Source organism: Variovorax sp. P4_B10 (genome assembly GCF_056402375.1).
On record NZ_JBFUHN010000063.1, the window covers coordinates 1 to 25,788 of the forward strand.

A 25,788-nucleotide genomic window follows, 5' to 3' on the forward strand; every position below is an offset into this window, starting at 1 on the left:
CGCCTGGCCGGGTCCACGCCGGAGGCGGCGGCCGACCTGGTTGCCGCGGCGTCCGCCGCGCGCGCGGGGCTGCGCTACCGGAGCGTTCTGGTCGGCACGAGTGCGGAAATCGCCGCTGCCCTCGCGGTGCCACTGCCGGCCCCCGTCCGCGCGGGCGCCGCGCCGCAGGTGGCCTTTCTTTTCAGCGGCCAGGGCGCTCAGTACCGGGGCATGGGCCGCACCCTCTACGACACGCAACCCGTCTTCCGTGCGGTCATCGACCGCTGTGCCGCCGTGTGCGCGCCCCTGGGCGTGCCGCTGCTCGAGATACTGCATGCGACGGACCCGTCGGACCGCCGGATCGACCACACCGCGTTCACGCAGCCGGCGTTGTTTGCCTTGTCCGCGGCACTGCTGGCCCTGTGGCGGCACTGGGGCGTGAGGCCTGCCGCCGTGCTGGGGCACAGCGTCGGCGAGTTCGCGGCGGCCTACGCCGCCGGGGCGCTGGGTCTGGAGGACGCGCTGGCCCTGGTCGTGGCGCGTGGGCGGTTGATGGGCGCGTTGCCCGAAGGCGGTGCCATGGCGGCGGTCGCAGCGGGCGTCGAGGCCGTGCAGCCCTTCGTCGCGGCGATGCCCGACCGGCTGTCGGTGGCCGCGCTCAATGCGCCGGACGAGGTGGTGCTCTCGGGCGACGCTGAAGCCTTGCAGGCCGCCACCGAGGCCTTGCAGCGCAGCGGAATCCGGGTGCGGGCGCTGACCGTCAGCCATGCCTTCCATTCGCCCTTGATGACGCCCGTGCTGGAGGCGTTCGCATCGCTCGCCTCGGGGTGCGCGGTGGCCGCGCCTTCCTGTGCGCTGCTGTCCAATGTCACCGGCGGTTTCGCCGATGCCGAGCTGCTGCGCAGCCCCGGCTACTGGAGCCGCCATCTTCGTGAGCCGGTGCGCTTTGCCGATGGGATGGCTGCGCTGGTGGCCGCCGGATGCACCCATTTCGTCGAGATCGGACCGGGCACCGCGTTGCTGGGACTGGGGCGCCGCATCGCCGGCGACGAGCCCGCGGCAGCGGCCCTGCGCTGGCTGCCGTCGCTGCGCGCGGGGCAGGACGACGGGCGGGTCATGCTGGGCAGCCTGGGCCGTCTCTACGAAGACGGAATGAGCGTGGACTGGGCCGCCGTGAACGCACCCCGTGCGGACCCGGCCTTCCGGGCGCCTTCCTACCCGTTCCAGCGCGAGCGTCATTGGTTTCGTCCCGGCCGGAACCCCGGTGCCCGTGCCCGGATCGCCACGGGCGGCGCCGCCCTGATCGGGCCCCGCCGCCGCTCTCCGCAGCGCGTGGTGGAGTTTCAGGCCTGCTTCGACCTGGAGGCGCAGCCCATCCTGGCCGATCACGTGGTGTACGGCCGTGCCGTCGTGTCCGGTCCCACCCTGGTGTCCCTGATGGTGGAAGCGGCGCAGGACCTGCTGGGCAACAAGCCGGTGGAGGCCAGTGCCATCGCCTTCCTCGAACCGATCATCCTCACCGGTGACCTGCGCCGGACCGTCAGCCTGAGCTTCACGCCGGAGGGTCCGCAGCGTTGGCAGGCCGAGGTGCACAGCCTGATCGACGGCGCCGGTGACGAGGCGTGGACGCTCCACGCCACCGCGCGGGTCGGGTTGGCCGAAGGCACCGAGACGCCGGCGCCGCCCTTCGACCTCGTACAGGCGCGCTGCCCCGAACTGGTGACCGGGCAGGCCCTCTACGACGGCGTGCAGACCCGGGTCGGCTTTGCCTTCGGCCGTTCGTACCTGTGGGTAGACCGCTTGTGGCGACGCGACGGCGAGGCCATCGGCCGGATGCGGGCGCGGGCGGACTCCGACCTGCGCGACGGCACCTTCGTCTTCCATCCCGGCCTGCACGACAGCTGCTACCAGGTGTTCGGTGCCGCCTCGCAATCGGTCATGGCGACGGATCTCTCGGAAGCGGTGATCCCGGTCGGCATCGATCGTTTCCGCTTCTTCGGTCCGGCGGAGGGCGAGCTGGTCTGCCACGCCGAACTGTGGCCCGGCGAGTCCGGGCGCGACGACATGTTCGCGGGCAACTTCACCTTGTTCGACGCCGTGGACGGTCGCGTGGTGGCCGAAGCGCGAGGCTTGCGGCTGCGCCGCGCCCGGCGCGAGGTGATGATGCGGGCGCTGGCGGCGGCCGATGGTGCTCCGTTGTACCGCCTGGACTGGCGTGCCGCCCAGGCATCGGCGCCGTTTGCCGGCGGCCGCTGGCTGGTGATCGCCGGCGACACCGCCGAGCCGCTGACGAACGCCTTGCGCGAGGCCGGAGCCGCCAGTGCGGTGCGGGTCGATGCGGCCGACCTGCCGGCAGCGCTTGCGGCGAACACCGCAGGTGTCGCCTTCCTGGTACCGCCGGGGCTGGGACACCAGGGCTTGCGTGCGGCGATCGAACCGGTGCTGGCCGCGCTGCGCGTGCTGGTGCGGTCCGAGGACAGCGCCCGGCTCTGGCTGGTCACCCGCCACGGCGCGACCGATGGCGCCGAGGCCGCGCAGTGCGATCTCGCGCATGCGGCGCTCTGGGGCCTGGGCGCCGTGGCGGCACTGGAGCACCCGGACCGCTGGGGCGGCCTGGTCGATCTCGACACGCCGGGGCCCGAGGACTGGCGCACTTGCGCGCGCCACCTGCTGGGCACCGGTGCCGAGTCTGCGGACGACCGCGTGCGCGTGCGCGGCGGCGTCTTGCTGGTGGCCCGGCTGGTGCCGGCGCTCCCGGCGTCCGGTGCTGCGCAGACTCCCGTGCGCGCCGACTGCAGCTACCTGATCACCGGTGGGCTGGGGGAGCTGGGTCTCGCGACCGCGCAATGGCTGGCCGCGCAGGGCGCGCGCCACCTCGTGGTGACGGGACGCCGGGGGCCGGAAGAAGGGAGAGAGGGGCGGTCGGAAGCACTTGCCGCGTTGGCCGCACTGGCCGCGCAAGGTGTCGATGTGCGCGTCGTGGCCCTCGATGCCACCGACCGCAGCGCCGTCGCGGCATTGCTGGCGCAACTCGATGGCCGGGAGCGGCCGGCGCTCGCCGGCGTGGTGCATGCGGCGGGGGTGCTGCGCGACCGCACGCTGACCGGACTCGACTGGGCCACGACCGCCGAGGTGTGGGCGCCCAAGGTGGCCGGTGCATGGATCCTGCACGAACTGACCTGCGACCGCCCGCTGGATTTCTTCATCTGCTATTCGTCGGGCGCGTCGCTGATCGGCTCGGCCGGCCAGGGCAACTACGCGGCCGCCAATGCGGCGCTCGATGCGCTCTGCCGCCACCGCGCGGCGCTCGGGCTTGCGGCCACCGCGATCGATTGGGGGCCGTGGGCCGGCGGTGGCATGGCGGCGGTGCGCGACGGTGAGGCGTGGGCCGCCCGTGGCGTGCGGCCCTTCTCCCGCGCCGAGGGCATGGCGCTGATCGGGCGGGCGCTGGCATCCGGTCTGCCGCAGGTCGCGGCGCTGTCCATCGACTGGGGACGCTACCTCTCGGGTGCCGGTGCCTCGCGCTCCACCCTGTTCGATGTCGTGCGTCCGCGCGCCAGGATGGCCGAGGTGGCCGGGGACGCCGTGTTCGCGCATTGGCAGGCCGCGCTGGAGGCTGCAGCGCCCGAGCGCCGTGGCGAGGTGCTGGTGGACCTGCTGCGTCCCGTGCTGGCCGCCGCCACCGGGCTGCCCCTCGAGCCGCCGGCACCGCCGCGCCAGGGCTTCTTCGAGCTGGGCATGGACTCGCTGATGGCGATCGAATTCCGCAACCGTCTGCAATCCATGCTCGGCCGGCCGCTGCCCGCGACGCTGATCCTGGACCGGGCGAACCTGCAGGCGCTGGCGGGATTTCTCCTGGAACGCTTGTTCGCCTTCGCCGAGACACCCGCGGCCGTGCAGTCCGTCGATGCGCCATCGCGACCGACCGCCGCACTCGACGCCTTGAGCGACGACGCGCTGGCGGCCCTGCTGATTCAGGAGTTGGAGGACACCCCATGAACACCACCGCCCCATCCGCGACCCTTGCTGCCGTCTACGGCGCTGCGAAGACGCTGGGTCAAGACAGCCTGTACCTCAATCTGGGCTACTGGACCAAGCGTGCGCGCGACTACGACCAGGCCGCCGAGGCACTGGTCGACCTCGTCGCGGCGACCGCGAAGGTCGGCCGCGGTGATGTCGTGCTCGATGCCGGCTTCGGCTTCGGCGACCAGGACCTGCGCTGGGCCAGACACCTGCGGCCCGAGCGGATCATCGGCGTGAACGTGATCCCCAGGCAGGTGGCGGTGGCTCGTCAGCGCGTGCAGGAGGCCGGCCTCGGTGACGTCATCGAGCTGCACCAGGCGGATGCCACCCGCCTTCCCGTCGCCGCCGGCTCGGTCACGCGCGTGCTCGCGGTGGAGGCAGCCCTGCATTTCGACACCCGCGCCAAGTTCTTCGACGAGGCGTGGCGGGTGCTGGCCCATGGCGGGCGGATCGCGCTGGCCGACATCGTGCCGCGTCCCGGTCGCCATGCCGCGGCGCGTTGGGTCGACACCCTGGCTTCCCGCATCTGGGCCATCCCGGCAGAAAACCTCTATGACGCGGCGACCTACGCGCGCCGTCTGGAGGCGGCGGGCTTCGTCGACGTGGAGGTGAGGGACCTGTCCCAGGAAGTGTTCGTCGGCTTCGGCAAGCATGTGATGGCGCTGCTGGGCGATCCCGAGGCGCTCAAGCGGCTGGGCACCGGCACGCTGCTGCAGTGGCACCAGTCGACCCTGGCCGTCCTGCAGTTCCAGTACGTGCTGGTGAGCGCGCGCAAGCCCGAGCTGCCCATCCCCGTGACCGACAGGGCGGGCCGAAAAGGATGACGGCATCCGCCCCGATCGGCAGCGCCGGCCCGGAGTCGGCCGTGCGTGCGGCCCTGGTCGCCGTTCGCGAGATGAAGGCACGGCTGCGGGCCCGCGAGCGTGAGCCGATCGCGCTGATCGGCATCGGCTGCCGCTTTCCGGGCGGCGGGGATGGGCCCGACGGCTTCTGGCAGATGCTGTGCGAGGGCGTGGACGCGGTGGCGCCGATTCCAGGCGACCGCTGGGACGTGGAGGCCTTCCACGATCCGGACCCGGCCGTGCCCGGCAAGAGCTACTGCCGGCACGCCGCGCTGCTGCCCGAGGTCAGGACCTTCGACGCGGCCTTCTTCAACATCGCCCCGCGCGAGGCGGCGACCCTCGATCCGCAGCAGCGCCTGCTGCTGGAGACGGGCTGGGAGGCACTGGAGCATGCGGGCATCGCCGCAGACCGCCTGGTGGGCAGCCGCACCGGATTGTTCGTCGGCACCATGAACCACGACTACGACACGCTGGTGCGTCGCAGCGTGGACCCGGCGGCGCTCGACGCCTACGTGGGCACCGGCACCGGCACGAGCTTCCAGGCCGGCCGCCTCGCGTACGTACTCGGCGTGACCGGTCCGGCGCTGGCCGTCGACACGGCCTGCTCCTCCTCCGCGCTCGCCGTCCACCTGGCCTGCCAGAGCCTGCGCGCCGGCGAATGCGACCTGGCGCTGGCCGGTGCCGCCAACCTGATCCTGGTGCCCGACACCTTCATCACCATGGCGCGGCTGAAGGCGCTGGCGCCCGACGGGCGCTGCAAGACCTTCGATGCCGCAGCCGACGGTTACGGCCGGGGCGAAGGCGCTGGCATGGTGGCGCTCAAGCGCCTGTCCGACGCGCGCGCAGCGGGCGACCGCATCATCGCGGTCATCGCGGGCTCGGCCGTCAACCACGGGGGCGCCGCTGCCGGGTTGACCGTGCCCAGCGGTGCGGCCCAACAGGCGGTGATTCAAGCCGCGTTGGCGCAGGCCGAGATGCCGGCGCACAGCATCGGCTATGTCGAAGCGCACGGCACCGGCACACCGCTGGGCGATCCCATCGAGATCGCAGCGCTGGCGGCGGTACAACAGGGTCGGCCAGCCGACCGGCCGTTGCTGGTCGGCACGCTCAAGACCAACATCGGTCACCTGGAGGCGGCGGCCGGCATCGCCGCCGTCATCAAGGTGGCGTTGATGCTGCACCATGGCCGCGTGCCGCCGCATCTGCATGTCCGGCGGACGAACCCGGCCATCGATCTGGCAGCGGTGCCGGCGCTCGTGCCCACGCGACTGAGCGACTGGCCGGACAGCGGGGAGCCGCGTCGCGCGGGCGTGAGCGCCTTCGGCATGAGCGGCACCAACGTTCACCTCGTGTTGCATTCGCCAGCGGCGGACGACCCGCTGCCAGGCGCCGGGGAGACGTCCGCGGATGGCGCGCAGCTGATCGCGCTGTCTGCACGGGACGATGCGGCACTGGCCGAACTGAGCGCCCGCACGGCGCTTGCGCTGCGTGCGTCGTCGGCCGCACCGTTGGCCGATATCGCCTGGACGCTGGCGGTGGGACGCAGTGGCCATGAGCGGCGCCTCGCGGTGGTGGCCGGCAGCGCGGCCGATGCTGCGGCCCGCCTCGACAGCGGCGACGGCCTGCATCGCGGTCAGGCGCCGCTCGGCGCGCGCACCCGAGTGGCCTTCCTGTTCAGCGGCCAGGGCGCCCAGTACGCCGGCATGGCCGCGGGACTGTACCGCGACGAGCCGGTGTTCCGGGCGGTCGTGGACCGCTGCCTCGCAGCCTTGCAGGGCCGGCTCGATCCTCCGCTGGCCGAGGTGCTCTGGCGCACGTCCGATCCGCGCATCAACGACACCGCCTATGCACAACCCGCACTGTTCGTGGTGCAGGCGGGGCTGGTGGCTGTGTGGCGCAGCCTTGGCGTCGACCCCGATCTGGTGCTCGGCCACAGCGTAGGCGAGTTTGCTGCCGCGTGGACGGCGGGCGTGCTGACGCTGGAGGACGCGGTCTGCCTCGTCGCCGAGCGCGGCCGTTTGATGCAGGCATTGCCGGAAGGTGGCGCGATGATCGCCGCCTTCGCGGGGGTGGCGGCGCTGCAGCCCTTGCTCGCCGTCGGCGCCGGCGCGGTCGTGGTGGCGGGGCTCAATGGCCCGGCCGAGACCATGCTTTCCGGCGATGCGGCCGCCATGGCACGGGTCGGTACGGCGCTCGATGGCTGCGGCATCCGGTGGAAGCGGCTGCCGGTCAGCCATGCCTTCCATTCGCCACGCATGGACGCCATCGTGGCGCCCTTCGCCGCCACCGCCGACCGGGTGGCCGCGCAGGCGCCCAAGCTGCCCTGGGTGTCCACCGTCACCGGCCGGCTTGTCGACCAGGCGCCGGACGGCGGCTACTGGGGTCGCCAGGTCCGTGAACCGGTGGCCTTCTCTGCGGCCCTGGACGCGTTGCCCGGCCGGCGCATCGGCTGCGTCATCGAGATCGGCCCCAGTCCCACGCTGGTCGCCCTGGCCCGACGCGATCGACCGGACCTGCCCGTGACCTGGCTGGCGAGCCTGCGCCGCGGTGCCGACGACCGGCGCAGCCTGCTCGATGCGGCCGCAGGTGCCTGGACCGCCGGCGCGGCCGTGCGGCTGGCGGCGCTGCATCCGGTGCAGGGGCGTCGACGGGTCACCCTGCCGGGGTACCCGTTCCAGCGACGTCGGCATTGGATCGCCGAGGCGCCGCCGACGGCGCACGCACTGCCACCGCTCTACAGCGTGGCCTGGGAGGCGGTCCGCCTGCCGGCCGCCGAGCGCGCGCCTGCCGGGCGCTGGCTGGTGGTTCCGGACGCGGGCGGGGTGGCGGACGCACTGCAGGCGGCCGGCCTAGCGTTCGACCGGATCGATCCGGCGGCATGGGCCGAGCGCGCGGCTGACCACGCTGGCGCCGGCATCCTGCATCTGGCCGCGCTGGACCTCGCACCATGGGCCTTGGGCGAGGCCTTGCGCCCGGCGCTGGAGGGCGCGTTGACGCTGGTCAAGACAGTGGCGACGCGGGGCGCCGATGCACCACCGATGCTATGGGCCACGCGTGCGGTGCAGGCGGTCGCGGCGGCACCCCAGGCCGCGGCGGGTGCGACGCTGTGGGGGCTGGGACGCACGGCGGCGCTGGAGCAGCCGGAGATCGCACCGGTGCTGCTCGACCTGCCGGCCGCGGCATCGCCCGAGGCACTGGCGGCGGCGATCCTGGAACTGCTCCCCCGGCTCGACGCGTGCCGGCATGCCGGAGAACTGCAATGGGCGTGGCGCGAGCGCGAGGGTTGGCACGCAGCGCGCCTGGCGCCCCTGACCTACGCTGGCGCCGCAGTATCCATTCGCCCCGATCGGGCCTATCTGGTCACCGGCGGCACGCGAGGCGTCGGCCTGGCCGTGGCGCAGGACCTGGCACGGCGTGGCGCCCGGCATGTGCTGCTGGCTGGCCGCACGCGGCCGGACCCGGAGGTGCTGGCCGGTTTCGAGCGAGCCGGTGTGCGTGCCTACCCGTTGCAGGCAGACATTGCCGTGCGCGGTGCCCTCGAAGCGGCCGTCGCCGGCGCGCGGGCCGCCGGGGCACCACCGCTGGCGGGCGTCGTGCACGCCGCCGGCCTGCTCCTGGACGGCGTGCTGGCAGGCCAGGATTGGCCGGCCTTCACGGCCGTGCTGGCACCCAAGGCCGATGGCTTGGCTGCCGTGCTGGCCGCGTCTGCCGACGCCGATCTCGACTTCATGGTGCTCTTCGCATCGGGCGCCGGCGTGCTGGGCTCGGCCGGGCAGGGCAACTATGCCGCGGCCAATGCCTACCTCGACGCCGCGGCGGCGATGCTCACGGCCACTGGCCGTCGGACGCTCAGCCTGGCATGGGGCCCGTGGAACGGGATGGGCATGACGGCGACCACCGCCGGTGGCGCCAACCCCGGCTGGGCGCGAAAGGGCGTGCATGCGCTCGCGCCGGAGGTCGGGCTTGCCGCCTTTGCCGCGCTGGCGGGGGGCCAATCGGCGCTGGCCGTGCTGCCCTTCGACTGGACCGCCTACCGGGCGGTCGATCGCTCGGCCTTCCTCGACCGACTCGCGCCGCGCGACGCGGTCGCCTTGTCCCGCGGCGGGGCATTGGCCGTGCAGCTGGCCGCGGTGATGCCCGGCGAGCGGCTTGCGCTGGCAGAACGCGAGGTGTGGGCGGTGGTGCGGGCCGTGCTGGCGCTGCCCGATGGAACACACGCCGACCCCGATCGGCCGCTCAACGCTTTCGGAATGGACTCCTTGATGGCTCTCACCGTGCGCGCCGATCTGGCTGTGCTCATCGGCCGGCCTTTGCCCGCCACCCTGACTTACGACCATCCGACGCTGGCGCAGCTCGCGCGCTTCCTGGTCGGCGACATGCTCGGCCTGTTACCCGCCATCGACGAGGTGTCGAAGCCCGCGCCGCGGCCTGCACCGGCGCTGCGCGAACAGGCGGCGGCGATGGACGACGCGGACCTGCATGCCTATGTGCAGCGCAAGCTGGCGGCTCGCCGGGGAGCCGGCGCATGAGCCGCCGGGCCGCTCCCAAGGCGAATACCGCAGCGCGCAGCGCGGAGGTTATCCAATGCCGCCGGGCCGCTCCCAAGGCGAATACCGCAGCGCGCAGCGCGGAGGTTATCCAATGAACGGCAACGCCCTGGATCCGATGCGCGACCTGGTGGTGCTGCTGGAGGAGGCCGAAGCGCGCCTCGCCCGGCTGGAGGGTCGCCAGCATGCAGCCATCGCCATCGTCGGCATGGGTTGCCGCTTTCCTGGCGCCGACGGTCCGGACGCGTTCTGGACCTTGCTGGCGGAGGGCCGCGATGCGATCCGTCGTGTGCCGGCGGACCGTTGGGACGCTGACGCCTGGTTCGACCCCGATCCCAAGGCGATCGGCCGCATGCAATGCGTGGAAGGGGGCTTCATCGACCAGGTCGATCGCTTCGACGCGCGCTTCTTCGGCATCTCGCCGCGCGAGGCGGAAAGCCTCGACCCGCAGCACCGCCTGTTTCTCGAAGTGGCGGTGGAGGCCCTGGACCACGCCGGCATGCCGCTGGAGCGCCTGGCCGGCAGCAGCACCGGCGTCTACCTGGGCATCGGCAGCGGCGACTACCTGCGGGTGCTCGGCGACCTCACGCAGCGGGAGCCTTACTACGGGCCCGGCAATGCGTTCAGCGCGGCGGCTGGCCGGGTGTCCTACCTGCTGGGACTGCACGGCCCCTGCATGGCGGTGGACACGGCCTGCTCGTCGTCGCTGGTGGCGGTGCATCTGGCGATGAAGGCGTTGCGCGCGGGAGAGTGCGACGCGGCCCTGGCCGGTGGCGTCAACCTGATTCTGTCGCCCGAGACGAGCCTGTATTTCTCGCGCATGGGTGCCATGGCGCCCGACGGCCGCTGCAAGACCTTCGACGCGCGCGCCAACGGCTATGCGCGCGGCGAGGGCTGCGGCGTGGTGGTGCTCAAGCGGCTGTCCGATGCGGTGGCGGCGGGCGACACCGTGCTGGCCGTGCTGCGGGGTTCGGCCGTCAATCAGGATGGCCGAAGCAATGGCCTGACCGTGCCCAACGGCCGCGCCCAGGAAGCGGTCATCGGCAAGGCGCTGGAGGATGCCGGCATTGGCGCGGCGGAGGTCTCGCACGTCGAGACGCACGGCACCGGGACGGCGCTGGGCGACCCGATCGAGGTCAATGCGCTGGCCCGCGCATTGAGGCCGGCTGCGTTGCGCGATATGCCGTTGACGCTGGGCGCGGTCAAGACCAACCTGGGTCACCTGGAGGCTGCCGCCGGCATGGCCGGGCTCATCAAGACCGTGCTGGCGCTGCGCCACCGCCTGCTGCCGCCGGCCCTCCATTTCATCACGCCGAATCCCGAGATCGACTGGGCCGCGGCCGACCTGCGCGTGCCCACGCGCCTGCAGCCGTGGACCGCCGAGCGGCCCATCGCGGGGGTGAGTGCCTTTGGCTTTGCCGGCACCAATGCCCACCTCATCGTCGAGGCTGCGCCCGTGCAGCCCGGCTCCTCGAACCCCGACCTGGACAAGGCGCCGGCGGCGCTGCTGCTGCCGGTGTCTGCGCGCAGCGCCGGGGCGTTGCGCGCGCTGGTGCGGACCTATGCCGACCAGCTGGCCGCTGGCGCGGATGCCGCGGCGCTGTGCCGGGCCGTGGCCCGCCGGCGCAGCCACTTCCCGCAGCGGCTGGCGGTGAGCGCGGCCGATGCGGCGTCGCTGCGAATGGGCCTGTCCGGTTGGTTGGAAGGCGGTTCCGGGGCGCGTGACGGCCGCTCGCAGCTGCAGGCCAGCCAAGGCGCGGCGACCCGCGCACGCGTCGCCTTCATCTTCCCCGGCCAGGGCGGGCAGTGGACCGGGATGGCGCGCGACCTGCTGGAGCGCCCGGTCTTTCACGATGCGCTGGCGGCCGCCGGTGCGGCGCTGGAGCCCTACCTGGGCCTGTCCATGCCGGCGCTGATCCGCGACGGCGCGGCCTGGGACCGCATCGATCATGCGCAGCCCGCCCTCTTCGCCGTGCAGGTGGCGCTGGTGGCGCTGTGGCGGTCCTGGGGCGTGGTGCCCGATGTGGTGGTGGGCCACTCCATGGGCGAGGTGGCTGCGGCGCACACGGCCGGCATCCTGTCGCTCGAAGAGGCCGCTCGCATCATTGCGCGGCGCAGCCAGTTGCTGGGCCGCATCGCCGGCCACGGCACCATGCTCCTGACGGAACTGACACGCGACGAGGCGCAGGCACGCGCCCTGCGCTTTGCGGGCCGCCTGTCCGTGGCGGTGAGCAACAGCCGACGCTCCACGGTGCTGGCGGGCGAGACCGCCGCTGTGAATGAATTGCGGGCCGAGCTGGAGGCGGACGGCGTGTTTGCCCGTCTCGTGAAAGTGGATGTCGCCTCGCACAGTGCGCAGGTGGATCCGCTGCTGCCCGCGTTGTACGACGCGCTGGCGGGGCTCGCGCCGCGCGATGGAACGATCGCCATGCTGTCGACCGTCACCGCAGCGCCGGTCGCGGGCCACACCCTGGATGCGGCCTACTGGTGCCGCAATCTGCGGCAGCCCGTCCTGTTCGACACGGTGGTGGAGGCGCTGGTTGCGCGGGGGACGGACGTGTTCCTGGAGCTCGGACCCCATCCGGTCCTGGCACCCGCCGTCGAGGAGACCGTGCACGCGAGCAGGGCCGCGACCGGCACAGGCGCATGGGTCGGTGCCTGCCTGCGCCGGGACGTGCCCTCTGCCCTTCCACTGGCCGAGGCCGTCGCGGCCCTCCATGCGGCCGGCGCCTCGCTGGACTGGGATGCCGTCCTGCCCGGGTGGCTGCCCTCGCCGCAGACGCTGCCGCGCTATCCCTGGCAGCGGGAGCGTTTCTGGGCCGAGCCCGCGCAAGCGGTACCGCGCCAGCCGCTGCCGGCGGTGGCCACCGCCGACGCGGCCGGCGGCACCGAGACCGAGACCGAGACCGAGGTCGGGCGCTACTACGACCATGGTGCCGCCTACCACGAGGCACGCCTGGCGCGCGGCGAGGCGCGTGCGTCCGAGGAAGTGCTGAGCGGCTATCTCACCTGGAGCATGCTGCCCGAGCGGGTGCCCGGCTTCTCCTGGCTGCTGACCGTGTTCAGGCCGGAGCACGAACCCGCGCACCAGAAGCTGCTGATGGACGGCCAGAAGGCGCTGCGCCAGTTGCTGTTCCATGGCATCGATATGGCGACGGTGCGCCGCGTGTTCGATTTCGGCTGCGGCTACGGCAGCGACCTCATCGACATCGCCGCGGCCCATCCCGGCGTGGTTGCCGAGGGCTACACGCTGTCGGCACGCCAGACCGAACTCGGCAATGGCCGTGCCGATCGCCTGGGGCTGGGCACCCGGGTGCGCCTGTACCAGCGCGACAGCGCCGCCACGCCTTTCCCCGGCAGCTACGACCTGGTGTTCGGCTTCGAGGTGTCGGGACTGATTGCGGACAAGCAGGGCCTGTTCGACAACATCGCCCGCCATCTGGCCCCGGGAGGGCGGCTGATCCTTGCAGAGGTGCTGGCCGCCGGCGATTCGTCGATCGACCTGCCCGAGCTCTCCACCTACTCCGCGACCACCGGCCAGTTTGCCGCGCTGCTCGCGCATGCCAGGCTGCGCCTGGTGTCGTGCATCGACGTCAGTGGCCCGATCGCCAACTGCCTCTTCGATCCGGCCTTCGATGACCATCTCGCGACCATTGCGGCGGATCCTGCGGTCGACCTGGCGCTGCTTCGCCACGTGGCCATGTATCCCAACGTCGGCCGCGCGCTGGAGTCGGGCCTCATGACCTACGCCCTGATGTCGGCGGTGCACGACCCGCACGCGCCCGTGGGCGAACTGCTGGCGCGCAATCGCGAGGCGCTGGCCGCGCCGGCCGTCCCTGCGCAGATGGCATCGGCGATCGCCGTCGATGGGCGCGCGGACCCTGCAGGGCCGGAAGACGGCCTGGCCGACTGGCTCTGGCGGATCCAGTGGGAGGCGGCTGCACGGCCTGCGCCGTCGGCCGCGGCAACGCCGGTGGACAGCGCCTTTCTGTTGGTGGGTGGCACCGATGCCCTGCGGGCAGCCACGGCGGCGGCGCTGGCCGGCGCAGGCATGCGCACGACCGGTGTCGCCCATGGCGCGCGCTGTGCCGTCTCGGGTTCGGAAGGCTGGACGGTGCGCCCCGAGGTGCCGCAGGACATGGCGGTGCTGGTCGATGCCGCGCTGCAGGTGCATGGAGAGGCGTTGGCGGGCGTCGTTCACCTGGGCGGCCTCGGACTCCCCGCCAGTGCGCGCGCCAGCCGGTGCGAGGGCGTGGTGGGTGCATTGCATCTGGTCCAGGCCCTGGCGCGGGCGGGGCTGCGCAATCCGCCTCGGTTGTGGCTGGTCACGGCCGGCGTGCACCGCGTGGCCGCCGAGGCCGCGTGCGACGCGACGCAGGGGCCAATCTGGGGACTGGGTCGGACCGCAGCGCACGAGCATCCCGATCTGCGCCCCAGCCTGATCGATCTGCCGGTCGCTGCGAGTGCCGGCGACATCGATGCGTTCGCCAGCCTGCTGCGCGCGAACGGGCCAGAAACCCAGGTCGCGGTGCGCGATGGCAGTCTCTTCGTGGCGCGGCTCGCGCGAGCGCGGGGTGGGTTTTCCGGCCATGCGCCGGTGACGCCCCGGCGCGACGGCACCTACCTGGTCACCGGTGGCCTGGGCGGCCTCGGTCTTGCCGTCGCCACCCGGTTGGCGCAGGCGGGGGCAGGGAAACTGGTGCTGACCGGCCGCCGCGCCAGCGACGACGCGGCCGCCGCCGCGCTGGACGCGATCGCCGCTGCCGGTGCCGAGGTGGAGTACTGCCGGATCGATGCGGCCGATCGCCCTGCGATGCTGGCCTTGCTCGATGCCATCGACCAGCCGGCGCGGCCGTTGCGTGGTGTGATCCACGCCGCTGGCGCGCTCGACGACGGCATCCTCCTGCAGCAGAGCGCGGAGCGATTCGAGCGTCTGCTGGCGACCAAGCAGGACGGCGCGGCCATCCTCGACGAAGGAACGGCACATCGGTCGCTCGACTTCTTCGTGTTGTTCTCGGGGCTGGCGTCGGTCCTCGGTTCGCCGGGGCAGGGCAACTATGCCGCGGCCAACGCCGCGCTCGACGCGGTGGCCCGGGGACGGCGTGCGCGGGGCCTGCCAGGCCTGTCCATCGGCTGGGCCCCCTGGACGGGGATCGGTCTTGTCGCGAATGCCGCACCCGCGCTGTCGGAGCGTGGCGTGGACAGCCTGCCCGCGTCCACCGGCCTCGATCTGCTCATGCGCTGCCTGGGCACGGAGGCGGCCGAACTGGCGGTGATGTCCTTCGATCGCCGCCGCTGGTCGCAGACCTATCCTGCGCTGGCCGCGTCGCCGTTGCTGACCAACCTGGCCGCATCGACGGGCAGGGCCGCGACTGCTGGCGAAGCGCAGGCGGGGCAGGGACTGCGCGAGGCCTTGCTGGCCGAGCCTGCAGGGTGGCCGCGCCGCGCGCGGCTCGAGGCGCACGTGGCCGGCGTGCTCGCGCGCGTGCTGCGGCTGGCGCCCGAAGCGGTGGAGCGGGGTACCGCACTGAAGGACCTGGGCTTCGACTCCTTGATGGCGCTGGAGGCCCGCAACCGCCTGGAGGCCGACACCGGTCTCAAGCTGCCGGTCACCGTGATCTGGAAGCACCCGACCGTGGTCGACCTGGCGTCGCATCTGGCCGAGCGCATGGAGGTGCCGTTGGCCGATCTGCCCGAAGCGGCGAGCGCGTCGGTGGCCGATGCGGGAGACGACGGTCTGGACACGCTGTTGGACATGCTGGAAGGCCTGTCGAACGACGAGACGCAGCGCCGCTACGAGGCGAAGGACTGAGGTATGGAACTGGAAGAGCGCCTGGCCCGGCTGTCGCCGCAAAAGTTGGCGCTGCTGGTGCGCGACCTGCAGCGGCGGCTGGCGCAGGCGGAAGCCCGCCCCGCTGCAGAGCCGGCCACCTCGGCAACGGCGATGCCGCTGGCCATCGTGGGAATGGGCTGCCGGTATGCAGGCGGTGCGGATTCGCCCGCGCGTTTCTGGGAAATGCTGGCCAGCGATGGCGACGCGATCACGGAGATTCCGGCCGATCGCTGGAACTGGCGCGATCACTACGACCCCGACCCCGATGCGCCGGGCAAGATGACGACCCGCTGGGGCGGCTTCCTCTCCGACGTCGCCGGCTTCGATGCGCCATTCTTCGGACTGGGCGCGCGCGAGGCGGCGTGGATGGACCCGCAGCAGCGGCTGATGCTGGAAGTCGGCTGGGAGGCGATGGAGTCGGCCGGGCAGACCCGTGAATCGCTCGCCGGCAGCCGCACCGGCGTTTTCATCGGCGCCTACAACCACGAATATTCGGCGCGCAGCTTCGACCGCCTGGAAGCGCTGCACGCCTTCTCGGGAACCGGTGTCGCACTGAACGCCGTGGCCGGTCGCCTGTCCTATCTCTGGGACCTGCACGGTCCGGCGATGGTGGTGGACACGGCCTGCTCGTCCTCGCTGGTCGCGCTGCACCTGGCCGCGCAGAGCCTGGAGCGCGGGGAGTGCACCATGGCCCTGGTCGGTGGTGTCAATGTGCTGCTGACGCCCGCGTCGATGGTGCCCTCGTCCAAGATGGGCATGATGGCGGCGGACGGCCGCTGCAAGACCTTCGATGCGCGTGCCGATGGCGTGGTGATCAGCGAGGGCTGCGGCGCGCTGGTGCTCAAGCCGCTCGATGCCGCCCGTCGCGACGGCGACCCGGTGCTGGCGGTGCTGGCCGGCATCGCGGTCAACCAGGATGGCCGCAGCAACGGCCTGACCGCGCCCAATCAGGCGGCGCAGGTGGCGGTCATTCGCGCTGCGCTGGCGCGTGCCGGCCTCGATGCGGGCGCCGTGGGCTATGTGGAGACACATGGCACCGGTACGCCGCTGGGGGACCCCATCGAGATCGAGGCGCTGGCCGAAACCTATGGGGCGCATGGGGCGGGCGATCCGGCCATGCCATGCCACCTGGGGGCGGTGAAGGCCAATATCGGCCATGCGGGCGCCGCATCCGGACTGGCGGGAGTGATCAAGGTGGTGGCATGCCTGCGCCATGGGCTGATCGCCCCCTATCGGCGCCTGGGTGCGCTCAGCCCCAACATCGAGTTGCAGGGGACACGGCTGGCCGTGGTGCGCGAGCCGGTGCCATGGCCGGCGGGTGCGGCGCCGCGGATTGCGGCCGTGAGTTCTTTCGGCTGGTCGGGCACCAACGCCCATGCGCTGATTCGCGAGGCGCCGGCCGCGCCGTCCGCCTCCAGCGCGCCCGCGGGGGCGTTCCTGCTGCCGGTGTCCGCGCGCAGCAGCGGGGCGCTGCGCGCTGCCCTGGCGGGGATGGCCGACTGGTTGGAAACGCCGCAGCCGCTGTCTTTTGCCGACATCGCCGCCACCGCTGGCGTGCGGCGCACCCATCACGAGCACCGGCTGGCCGTGGTGGCCGACACGGCGGGCGCCGCGGCGGCCGCATTGCGCGCCGCGCTGGCGGACGAGGACCGCGAGGCCGCGCCCGAGCCGGCCCGGCGCCGACGTACCGCCTTTGTCTTTTCCGGGCAGGGCAGCCAGTGGGCTGGCATGGGACGGGGCCTGATGGCGACGGAGCCGGTGTTCCGCGCCGCACTGGCGGAGGCCGACGTGCTGGTCGCTGCGCTCACCGGCTGGACCGTGACCGCCATGCTGGAGGACGGCCGTCGCCTCGACGAGACGGCCGTGGCGCAGCCGGTCCTGGCCGCCCTCCAGATTGCGCTGGCCCGCCTGCTCGCCCATTGGGGCGTGGCGCCGGAGGCGGTTGCGGGCCACAGCGTCGGCGAGATCGCGGCGGCGCACAGCGCAGGCCTGCTCGATCTGCCTCAGGCGATGAGCGTGGCGGTGGCGCGTGGTCGCGTGATGCAGGCGGCCCACGACGGTGGCGCCATGGCCATGGTTGCGGCATCGCCCGCACAGCTCGCCGGCCGCACGGGCGTGGCGTGGCCCGAGGTCGACCTGGCGGCGGTCAACGCGCCGGACGCCTGCGTGCTGGCCGGTCCGTCGGTGGCGCTGGAGACGGCGCTCGCCGTGCTCGCGAGCGAGGGCGTGAACGGCCATCGGCTGCCGGTGCGCTATGCCTTTCACAGCCGCGCATTGGCGCCGCTGCAGCCGGCGCTGCGTGCCGCGCTGGAGGGGCTGGCGCCGGGCGACGGCGGCCCCGTGCGGCTCTATTCCACGCTGACCGGACGGCGGCATGACCGCGCGGCCGCCTTCGACGCCAACTACTGGGCCGACGGCATGGTCGCACCGGTGCGGTTCGCCGATGCGGTGGCAGCCATGGTGGCCGACGGGATCGAACTCTTCGTCGAAATCGGTCCGCATGCGGTGCTCACGCGCTCGGTGCAGGCGTGCATCGGGGCCGGCAGTGCCCGCGTCGTGCCGACGCTGCGCCGGGATCGGCCGGAGCATCCGACGCTGCTCGCTGCGCTGGCCGAACTGCATGCGCTGGGCACGCCGCTGCGTTTCGCGGCGGCCTTCCCGACGCCCCGCCCGGTGGTGGATCTACCGGCCTACCCCTGGCAACACCAGCGCTGCTGGGTCGACTTCCCGCCGCGCACCGGCGTCGCCGCTGCGCCGTTGACGAAGACCCTGCCCGGCCGCCGGGTGGACACCGCCGGGCAGGAGGCGATCCACGAGATCATGGTGGGCGCGCAGACCTTTCCTTTCCTCGCCGATCACCGCTATTTCGGCCGCATCGTCGTGCCCGCTGCCTTCTTTCTCGCGCTGGCACTGAGCACGGCGGCGGGCCAGCCCATGCGGCTGGACGAGGTGACGTTCCGCGCCCCGCTCATGCTCGGGGATGACGAGCTTCGCCGTGTCCAGCTGGTGGTCTTCCCGGACGGCGCGTTTCGTGTCGCCAGTGCGGCCGAGGCCGGCGGATGGACCCTGCACGCCGATGGCCGCTGTGCACTGGCCGCGGCCGCCGGGATTCCGTTGGCGGGCTTGTCGCCAACGGACGGGACGGTGTCGGATCCGGCGGCATTCCACGGCTTTCTCGAGGGCGTCGGCCTGTGCCTCGGTCCCTCCTATCGCGTGCTGTCCGCCTTCTGCGTCGGCGAGCGCGGCGCGCTGGCCACGGTGGATGTCGGCGCGCGTGAACGCTCGGTGGTGGACCCGCTGCTGCTGGATGCGTGCCTGCAGGTGATCGGCGGCCCGGATTGGCGGGCCGCAGGCGGGGCCGGCGCAGCGACGGCACCGATGCGTGCCTCGATGCCTGTCCACCTGACGAGTCTCATGCTGGCCGGGCACCTGCCGGCCCGGGTGAGTGTTTCGGTGACCGGCGGCCCGGCCGGCGCGGCCCGGCTCGAGGCCGATTCATTGAGCGTGGACGTTGTCATCGCCGAACACCCCGGGGGGCGACCGCTGCTTGCGTTGCAGGGCTTCACCATCCAGCGCTTCTCCGAGGCGGCCTTGCGCGGCCGCACGGCCGCGGCAGGCCTCTACGAGCTCGCCTGGCAGGCGGCACCGGCGACACCGGCCGTCCCTGCAGCCTTCGGCACCGTGCTGACGGGCAGGGGAGAAGCGGAGGCGCCCGATCCTGCCGCCTTCCTGGCTGCGGCCGACGCGGTGCGCGATGGCCGAGGCCCCGTGTGGTGCCGGTCGCGGCCGAACGCCCCGACCGATGCCTTGCTGGAAGGGCTGGCGCTGACCGCCGGACAGGAGCGGCCCGATCAGCCGGGCGGCGTTGGCGTGGGTGACGGCGACAGGTTCCTGGTGGGCGAACAGCTGCGCTGGTGCGACGGCGTGGCGCAGGTGGCGCGGCTGCGCCGCGTGCCCGCCGAACCCGGCCGCGCCGGATTTCTCCCGCGACCGGACCGCAGCTACCTCATCACGGGCGGGCAGGGCGGGCTGGGACGTGCGACTGCACACTGGCTGGCCGAGAAGGGTGCGGGTGGCCTGTTGTTGATCGGTCGTCGCGGCGCGGCCGATGCGGCCCTGCTCGCGGCGTTGTCCGCCTTCGGTTGCCGCGTGGCCTATCAGGCGGCGGATGTCGCCGACGAAGCAGCGCTGGCACATGCGATGGCCCTGGGCCTGTCCGGCCTGCCGCCCCTGGACGGTATCCTGCATGCGGCCGGCGTGCTCGACGATGCGACCATCGACCGGCTGGACAATGGCCGCGCCGCCGCCGTGATCGGCACCAAGGCGGGCGGCGCCTGGGCGCTGCACCGCCTGAGCGTCGATCGCCCGCTCGGTTTGTTCGTGATGTACGGCTCGCTGGCCGGGTTGACGGGCAATGCGGGGCAGGCGGCCTATGCGGCGGCCAACCGCTACCTCGACCGCTTGGCGCAGTGGCGCCACGGCCAGGGGCTGCCGGCGCTCAGCGTGTCATGGGGGCCCTGGGCCGACGTCGGGATGGCAGCGCGTGGCGGCGACGCCCTGCAGGAGCGCCATCGGGCCCGCGGTCTGCGCGCCATGGACGCGTCGGCGGCCTTCGCTGCCCTGGAGCGATTGCTGGCAAGTTCGACGCCCAGGGCGACCGCCGTGATCGCCGACATCGACTGGCCGTCCATGGCCGCCACGGGCCGGCGGCCTGCGCTGTTCTCGGACCTGCTGCCGACCGCGGCCGCGCCCAGGATCGACCATCGCGCGGTGCTCGCGTCGCTGGGGCCGGTGCAGCGACAGCAGCAACTCCTCGAGCTGGTGACCCGACATGCGGCCGCCGTGCTCGGCCTGCCGCCCGGCGAGTCACCCGATCCGCGCCGGCCGTTGCGAGAAATGGGCATGGACAGTCTGGCGGCCCTCGACCTGCGGGGGGCGCTCGGGCTGGCGCTGGCGGCCACCTTGCCGGCGGTGGTGGTGTTCGACCATCCGACCATCGCGGACCTCGCGGCCTTCCTCGCTGCCGAACTCTTTGCGCCGGCCGCAGACCCGGGCTCGCCCGCCATGCCGACGTCCGTGCCGACGCCGCCACTGGCGCAGCCGTCCGGCGACATCGACGATGTGCTGGGCGCATTGGCCGAACTGTCCGAAGACGATGCGCTGCGCGTGCTGGGAAGAGGCTGAAATGGGTGTACTGGACAAGATCGCCGGTCTGCCTTCAGGCAAGCTGGCACTCACCGTGCGAACCCTGCGCGAGCGCGCAGGCGGCATCGAGCTGCTGAACGCGGAGCCGATCGCCATCGTCGGGATGGCGTGCCGCTTTCCGGGTGGTGCCGACTCGCCGGAGGCCTTCTGGCGCATGCTGGAGGCCGGCACCGACGCGATCACCGAGGTGCCCGCCGAGCGCTGGGATCTGGAAGCCGTCTACGACCCCGACCCGGCAGCGCCGGGCAAGACGACCAGCCGCTGGGGAGCCTTCCTGCCCGACATCGCCGGCTTTGACCCCGCCTTCTTCGGCATCGCGCCGCGCGAGGCCGACAGCCTCGACCCCCAGCAGCGCCTGGTGCTCGAGGTGGCCTGGGAGGCGCTGGAGCGCGCCGGCATCCCGCCGCGCAGCCTCTCGGGCAGCGCCACTGGCATGTTTCTCGGCATCGCCACGCTGGAGTACGGCGAGACCCGCAAGGACCGCGAGCGCATCGACCCTTACTTCGGCACCGGCAACAACGCGAGCGTCGCGGCGGGCCGGCTGTCCTACCTGCTCGGGCTGAACGGGCCGGCGGTGGCCGTGGACACCGCGTGCTCGGCGTCGCTCACGGCCGTGCACCTGGCATGCCAGAGCCTTCGCAGTGGCGAGTCCGAGCTGGCCCTTGCGGGCGGCGTCAACGTGATCCTGTCGCCCGACGGCGCCATCTATTTTTCCAAGCTCGGCGCCATGGCGGCAGACGGGCGCTGCAAGACCTTCGACGCGACGGCCGACGGCTATGTGCGCGGCGAAGGTTGCGGTGTGGTGGTGCTCAAGACCCTGTCGCGTGCGCTGGCCGACGGCGATCCGGTGCTCGCCCTGGTGCGTGGCAGCGCGATCAATCAGGACGGCCGCAGCAACGGCCTGACGGCGCCCAGCGGACGGGCGCAGGAGGCGGTGATCCGCCGCGCACTCGACACCTCGGGCGTGGCCCCGGCCGACGTCGGCTATGTCGAATGCCATGGCACGGGCACGCCCCTGGGCGACCCGATCGAGACCGGTGCACTCGCCCGTGCGTACGGCCGGCAGGACGCGCAGGCGGGGCCCCTGCTCCTGGGCGCCGTCAAGACCCATCTCGGCCACCTCGAATCCGCCGCAGGCATTGCCGGCCTGATCAAGGCGGTGCTGTGTCTGCAGCATGCGCAAGTGCCCGGCAACCTGCACTTCCATACGCCCAACCCGCACATCGACTGGGCGGGTGGCCGGCTGGTGGTACCGACTGCGACCACGCCGTGGCCCCTCGAAGGCCGGCGCTTTGCAGCGGTGAGCGCGTTCGGCTTCAGCGGCTCCAACGCCCACGTCGTGCTGGAGGAGGCGGGCAACGTGGGGCCCACGCCCGCGTCGTCCCAGGCGGAGCCGTCGCTGCTGCTGCTGTCGGCCAACGATGCCGGCGCGCTGGCCGACACGGCCGCGGCCTGGGTGCACTGGCTGCGTTCGCAGCCTTCCGGTCGCGATGCACGCCCGCTGGCGGCCACGGCGGCCCAACGACGCAGCCGCCATGCCTGGCGGCTCGCGGTGACCGGCGCCACGGCCGGYGAGCTGACGGCCGCGTTGGGCCACGCGGAGCTTGCCGTGCAGGCGGAAGAAGGGCTGCGACTGGTCATGCTCTTCCCCGGCCAGGGTTCCCAGTGGGCGGGGATGGGGCGCGCGCTGGCCGCTGCCTTGCCGGGCGTGCGTGCGACGCTGGAAGCTTGCGAGGCCGCTTTCGCGCCCCACGTCTCCTGGCGCCTGATGGCATTGCTGGCGTTGGAAGCCGACCGTTTTGCCGCACTGCCGGTGGATGCCGTGCAACCCGCATTGTTCGCGATCCAGGTGGCGCTGGCCCGCCAGTTCATGGACTGGGGCGTGCGTGTCGATGCCGTGGTGGGGCATTCGATGGGCGAGATCGCGGCGGCCTGCGTGGCGGGCGCGCTGACCCTGGAAGACGCGGCGCGGGTCGTCTGCACGCGCTCGCGCCTGGTCCAGGCGATGGCCGGCGATGGTGCGATGGCAGTCCTCGAAATGGAGGCGCATGCCGCGCGCGCAACGATCGCGCCCTACGGCGAGGCGTTGTCGATCGCCGCGCTCAACGGGCCCAGGACGGTGCTGGTCGCGGGACGCCCCGATGCCGTGGCGGATCTCCTCGCCGGGCTCGATACCGCAGGCGTCTTTGCACGCCAGGTGAAGGTGGACTACGCCTCTCATTCCGCGCAGATGGACCCGTTGCTGGCGCCGCTGGCGAAGGCCTTGAGCGAGCTCGCGCCCCGCACCGGCGTGCTGCCGATGCATTCCACGGTGACCGGCGCGGCGATCGACGGTGCGGCGCTGGATGGACGCTACTGGGCCGCCAACCTGCGCGAGCCGGTGCGCCTGTGGCCGGTGGTGGCCGGGCTGGCCGCGTCCGCACCCACGGTGTTCCTGGAAATCAGCCCCCATCCGGTGCTGCTTCCGGCGCTCGAGGAGGGGCTGTCTTCGATGGAAGGCGCCGTGCGCATCACGGGGACGCTGCGCCGGGATGAGCCGGAGCTGGAACGCCTGCTCGCCGCCATGGGCCGTCTGGCCTGTTGGGGCATCGAGCCGGACTGGCGTGCCCTGCAGGGCCGCCACCCGGTCGTCTCCGAGCTGCCCATGCATCCGTGGCGACGCGGCCGCTACTGGCTGCCCGAGGCAGCATCCCGCGGGATGGGCGGCGTGGCGGTCGCACCGCCCGTGCATCCGTTGCTCGGCGGCGCGATCGACCTTCCCGAACCGGAGATCGCCGCGGCGTACCGCGCAGAACTGCGCGCCGATGCGCCGCGCTGGATGGCGGACCACCGCGTGGGGGGTGTGTCCGTGCTGCCCGCCACGGCCTATCTGGAGATGGCCCTGGCTGCGCTGGGCGAGGGCACCGGGCGGGTGGAGGGCCTGGCGCTGAAACGCCTGCTGGTGGTGCCGGCCGGCACGGCGGTGTCATTGCATACGGCCGTCCGCGATGCCGCAACGGACCGGCGCCGTTTCACCGTCCATGCCAGGGGCGCGGGCGACTGGACCTTGCATGCCGAGGCCACGCTGGTCGCCGCGCCGTCGCCGGCGCACGCGGTGCGCTCGCTGGCCGCCATCGCTGCGCGCTGCCCGCTGCGCGTGGACGCTCCGGCCTACTACGCCGCAGCGGCAGCCACGGGGGTTGAACTGGGGCCGTCGTTCCGCGTGCTTGCCGACATCCGACGCGGCGAGGCCGAGGTGCTTGCGCGGCTGGCCGTCCCGCCGGCGGCCGCTGCCGAGCGCGGCTACCGCATCCATCCGGCGCTGCTCGACGGCGCCTTGCAGGCCCTGGCGGTGGCGGTGCTGCACGCTGCCGACAGCGGGGCACCCTATGTGCCGGTGGGAGTGGACGCCGCGGCGCTGACAGGGCCCGTGCGTACTGCGGCCTGGGTGCACGCCCAGGCCCGTGCGACGGACGAGGGGCGGGTCGGTGATGTCGCCGTCCTCGACGACGCCGGCGTTGTGCTGGCCGAGTTGCGCGGCGTGCGCTTCCAGCCCCTCGATGCCGGCGGCGGTGCCGATGCCGAGCTGGCGGGCTGGCTGTTCCATCTGGACTGGCGACCGGTGCCGCTGCCGCCGGCGGCCTTGCCATCCGGCCGCTGGCTGCTGATTGGCGGCGGTGAAGCCGCCGCGTCGTTGGCTGCCGCCCTGGCACGCACGGGCTGCACCGTCGTCCAGGCCGCAGACACGGACGCCGTGGACCCGGTCGGCCTTGCCGGCATCGTCCACCTGTCGGCGCTGGACCACCGTCCCGACCTGCAAGGCTTGTCGGTGGCCGGGTTGCTGCAGGCGCAGCGCGCCGGTGTGGGCAGCCTGGCCAGGCTGTGCCGTGCGCTGGCCCTGGCCGGCCCGCACACCGGCCCTGTGCCGCGCCTGTGGTCGGTGTTTCCGGCGGGGCCGTTGCACGCCGCGATGGCCGGCCTGCTGCGCAGCGCCATGCAGGAAATTCCCGAGCACGCACCGGCTTTCGTCGAACTGCTGGGTGCGCCCGATCCCGCCGTGCTGGCCACCCTGCTGCAGGGCGCGGGGCGTGAGCGGCAATGGCGCCTCGCAGGTGCCGAGGCGCTCGCGGCGCGCTTCGTGCCCCTGGCGCGTGCGGCGGCGGCGGCCGTGGCGCACCAGGCACCATGGGCAGGCGGGCCTGCGCCTGGCGTGGTGCTGATCACCGGCGGACTCGGCGGCATTGGCCTGGTGCTGGCGGAAGCGCTGGCGGCGGCGGGCGCCGGATCGCTGGTCCTCGCCGGCCGCCGGCCACCCGATGGCGCGGCCCTGCAGCGCGTGGCCGTGCTGCAGGCGCGCGGCGTGCGCGTCCGTTGCGTGTCGCTCGATGTGTCCGATCCGGTGGCCGTGGCCGCATTGGTCGATGCGCTGGATGTGCGTGGCGTGATCCACGCGGCCGGCGTGCTCGACGATGCGTCGCTGGCGGACCTGAGCCCGGAGCGGCTGGAGGCCGTGCTGCAGCCCAAGCTGGCGGGCGCGTGGGCGCTGCACCAGGCATTGGCCGACCGCTCGCTCGATTTCCTGCTGTTCATGTCCTCGACTGCCGCCGTGTTCGGCGGCCCCGCGCAGGGCAACTACGCAGCGGCCAATGCCTTTCTCGATGCCCTCGCGCTCTGGTGCCAGGCGCGCGGCCAGCCGGCGCTGAGCATCGGCTGGTCCGCATGGACCGAGGTCGGCCTGGCCGCCGCATCCCCGGAGCGCGGCGCCCGGCTGGCGGCCCAGGGCATCGGCGGTATCCGTCCGGCGCGCGGGACGGCCGTGCTGCGGCGGCTGATGGCCAGTGCAGCGGCCGATGTGGGCGCTGCGGTGACGGTGCTGCCGCTGGACGTGACGCGTTGGCATGCTGTTCATCCCGAGGTGGCCGAGGACCCCTTGTTCTCCGAACTCCTGACCGCTGCCGGCGCGGCGCAGATCGATCGAGACGCGGCCCTGCACGCCCTGCCGCCCGCCGGGCCGCAGCGCCACGCCGCATTGGTTCGCACGGTGATCGCCCACCTCGGCGCGGCAACCGGGCGCGACACGGCCGGCATCGGCGCACGCACGCCGCTCAGCGGGCTGGGCCTCGATTCGCTGATGGCGCTGGAGGTGCGCAACCGCCTGCAGCGCGACTACGCGCTGGTGCTGTCTGCGACCTTGCTGTGGCGCTACCCCACACCGGGCGCGGTCGCAGACCTGCTGGCCGGCATGCTGGATGAAGGTGAAAGCGCTGCCGACCCCAAGGACGACGGGCCTGCGGATCCGGACCTCGACGGTCTGGACACGCTGTCGACGGAAGAACTGGCACGCCTGCTCTCTGCAGAGTTCGAACAGAAATAGAAAAAG

At 73.0% G+C, this 25,788-nt stretch carries 6 protein-coding genes; all 6 read left to right on the top strand.

Annotated features, from left to right (window positions below):
- Positions 1 to 126 precede the first annotated feature (126 nt).
- The 6 genes from AC1DXX_RS24460 (at position 127) to AC1DXX_RS24485 (ending at position 25,782) form a co-directional block, all read left to right on the top strand.
- Positions 127 to 3,978, top strand: coding sequence for an SDR family NAD(P)-dependent oxidoreductase (locus AC1DXX_RS24460; RefSeq protein WP_478136807.1), 3,852 nt, complete (start codon positions 127 to 129; stop codon positions 3,976 to 3,978).
- Positions 3,975 to 4,826 carry an SAM-dependent methyltransferase gene (locus AC1DXX_RS24465; RefSeq protein WP_478136808.1) on the top strand — a complete coding sequence of 284 codons (852 nt, stop codon included), beginning with the start codon at positions 3,975 to 3,977 and terminating at the stop codon, positions 4,824 to 4,826. Before AC1DXX_RS24460 ends, AC1DXX_RS24465 begins: the two co-directional genes overlap by 4 nt.
- The gene (locus AC1DXX_RS24470; protein WP_478136809.1) at positions 4,823 to 9,373 is read left to right on the top strand and encodes a type I polyketide synthase; all 4,551 of its coding nucleotides are present in this window, start codon (positions 4,823 to 4,825) and stop codon (positions 9,371 to 9,373) included. The genes AC1DXX_RS24465 and AC1DXX_RS24470 overlap by 4 nt, the downstream gene beginning before the upstream one ends.
- 112 nt (positions 9,374 to 9,485) lie before the next feature.
- Positions 9,486 to 15,203, top strand: coding sequence for a type I polyketide synthase (locus AC1DXX_RS24475; RefSeq protein WP_478136810.1), 5,718 nt, complete (start codon positions 9,486 to 9,488; stop codon positions 15,201 to 15,203).
- A gap of 3 nt (positions 15,204 to 15,206) precedes the next feature.
- Positions 15,207 to 20,408, top strand: a complete 5,202-nt coding sequence (locus AC1DXX_RS24480) for a type I polyketide synthase (RefSeq protein WP_478136811.1) — start codon at positions 15,207 to 15,209, stop codon at positions 20,406 to 20,408.
- 1 nt (position 20,409) lies between these two features.
- The gene (locus AC1DXX_RS24485) at positions 20,410 to 25,782 is read left to right on the top strand and encodes a type I polyketide synthase (protein WP_478136812.1); all 5,373 of its coding nucleotides are present in this window, start codon (positions 20,410 to 20,412) and stop codon (positions 25,780 to 25,782) included.
- Positions 25,783 to 25,788 lie beyond the last annotated feature (6 nt).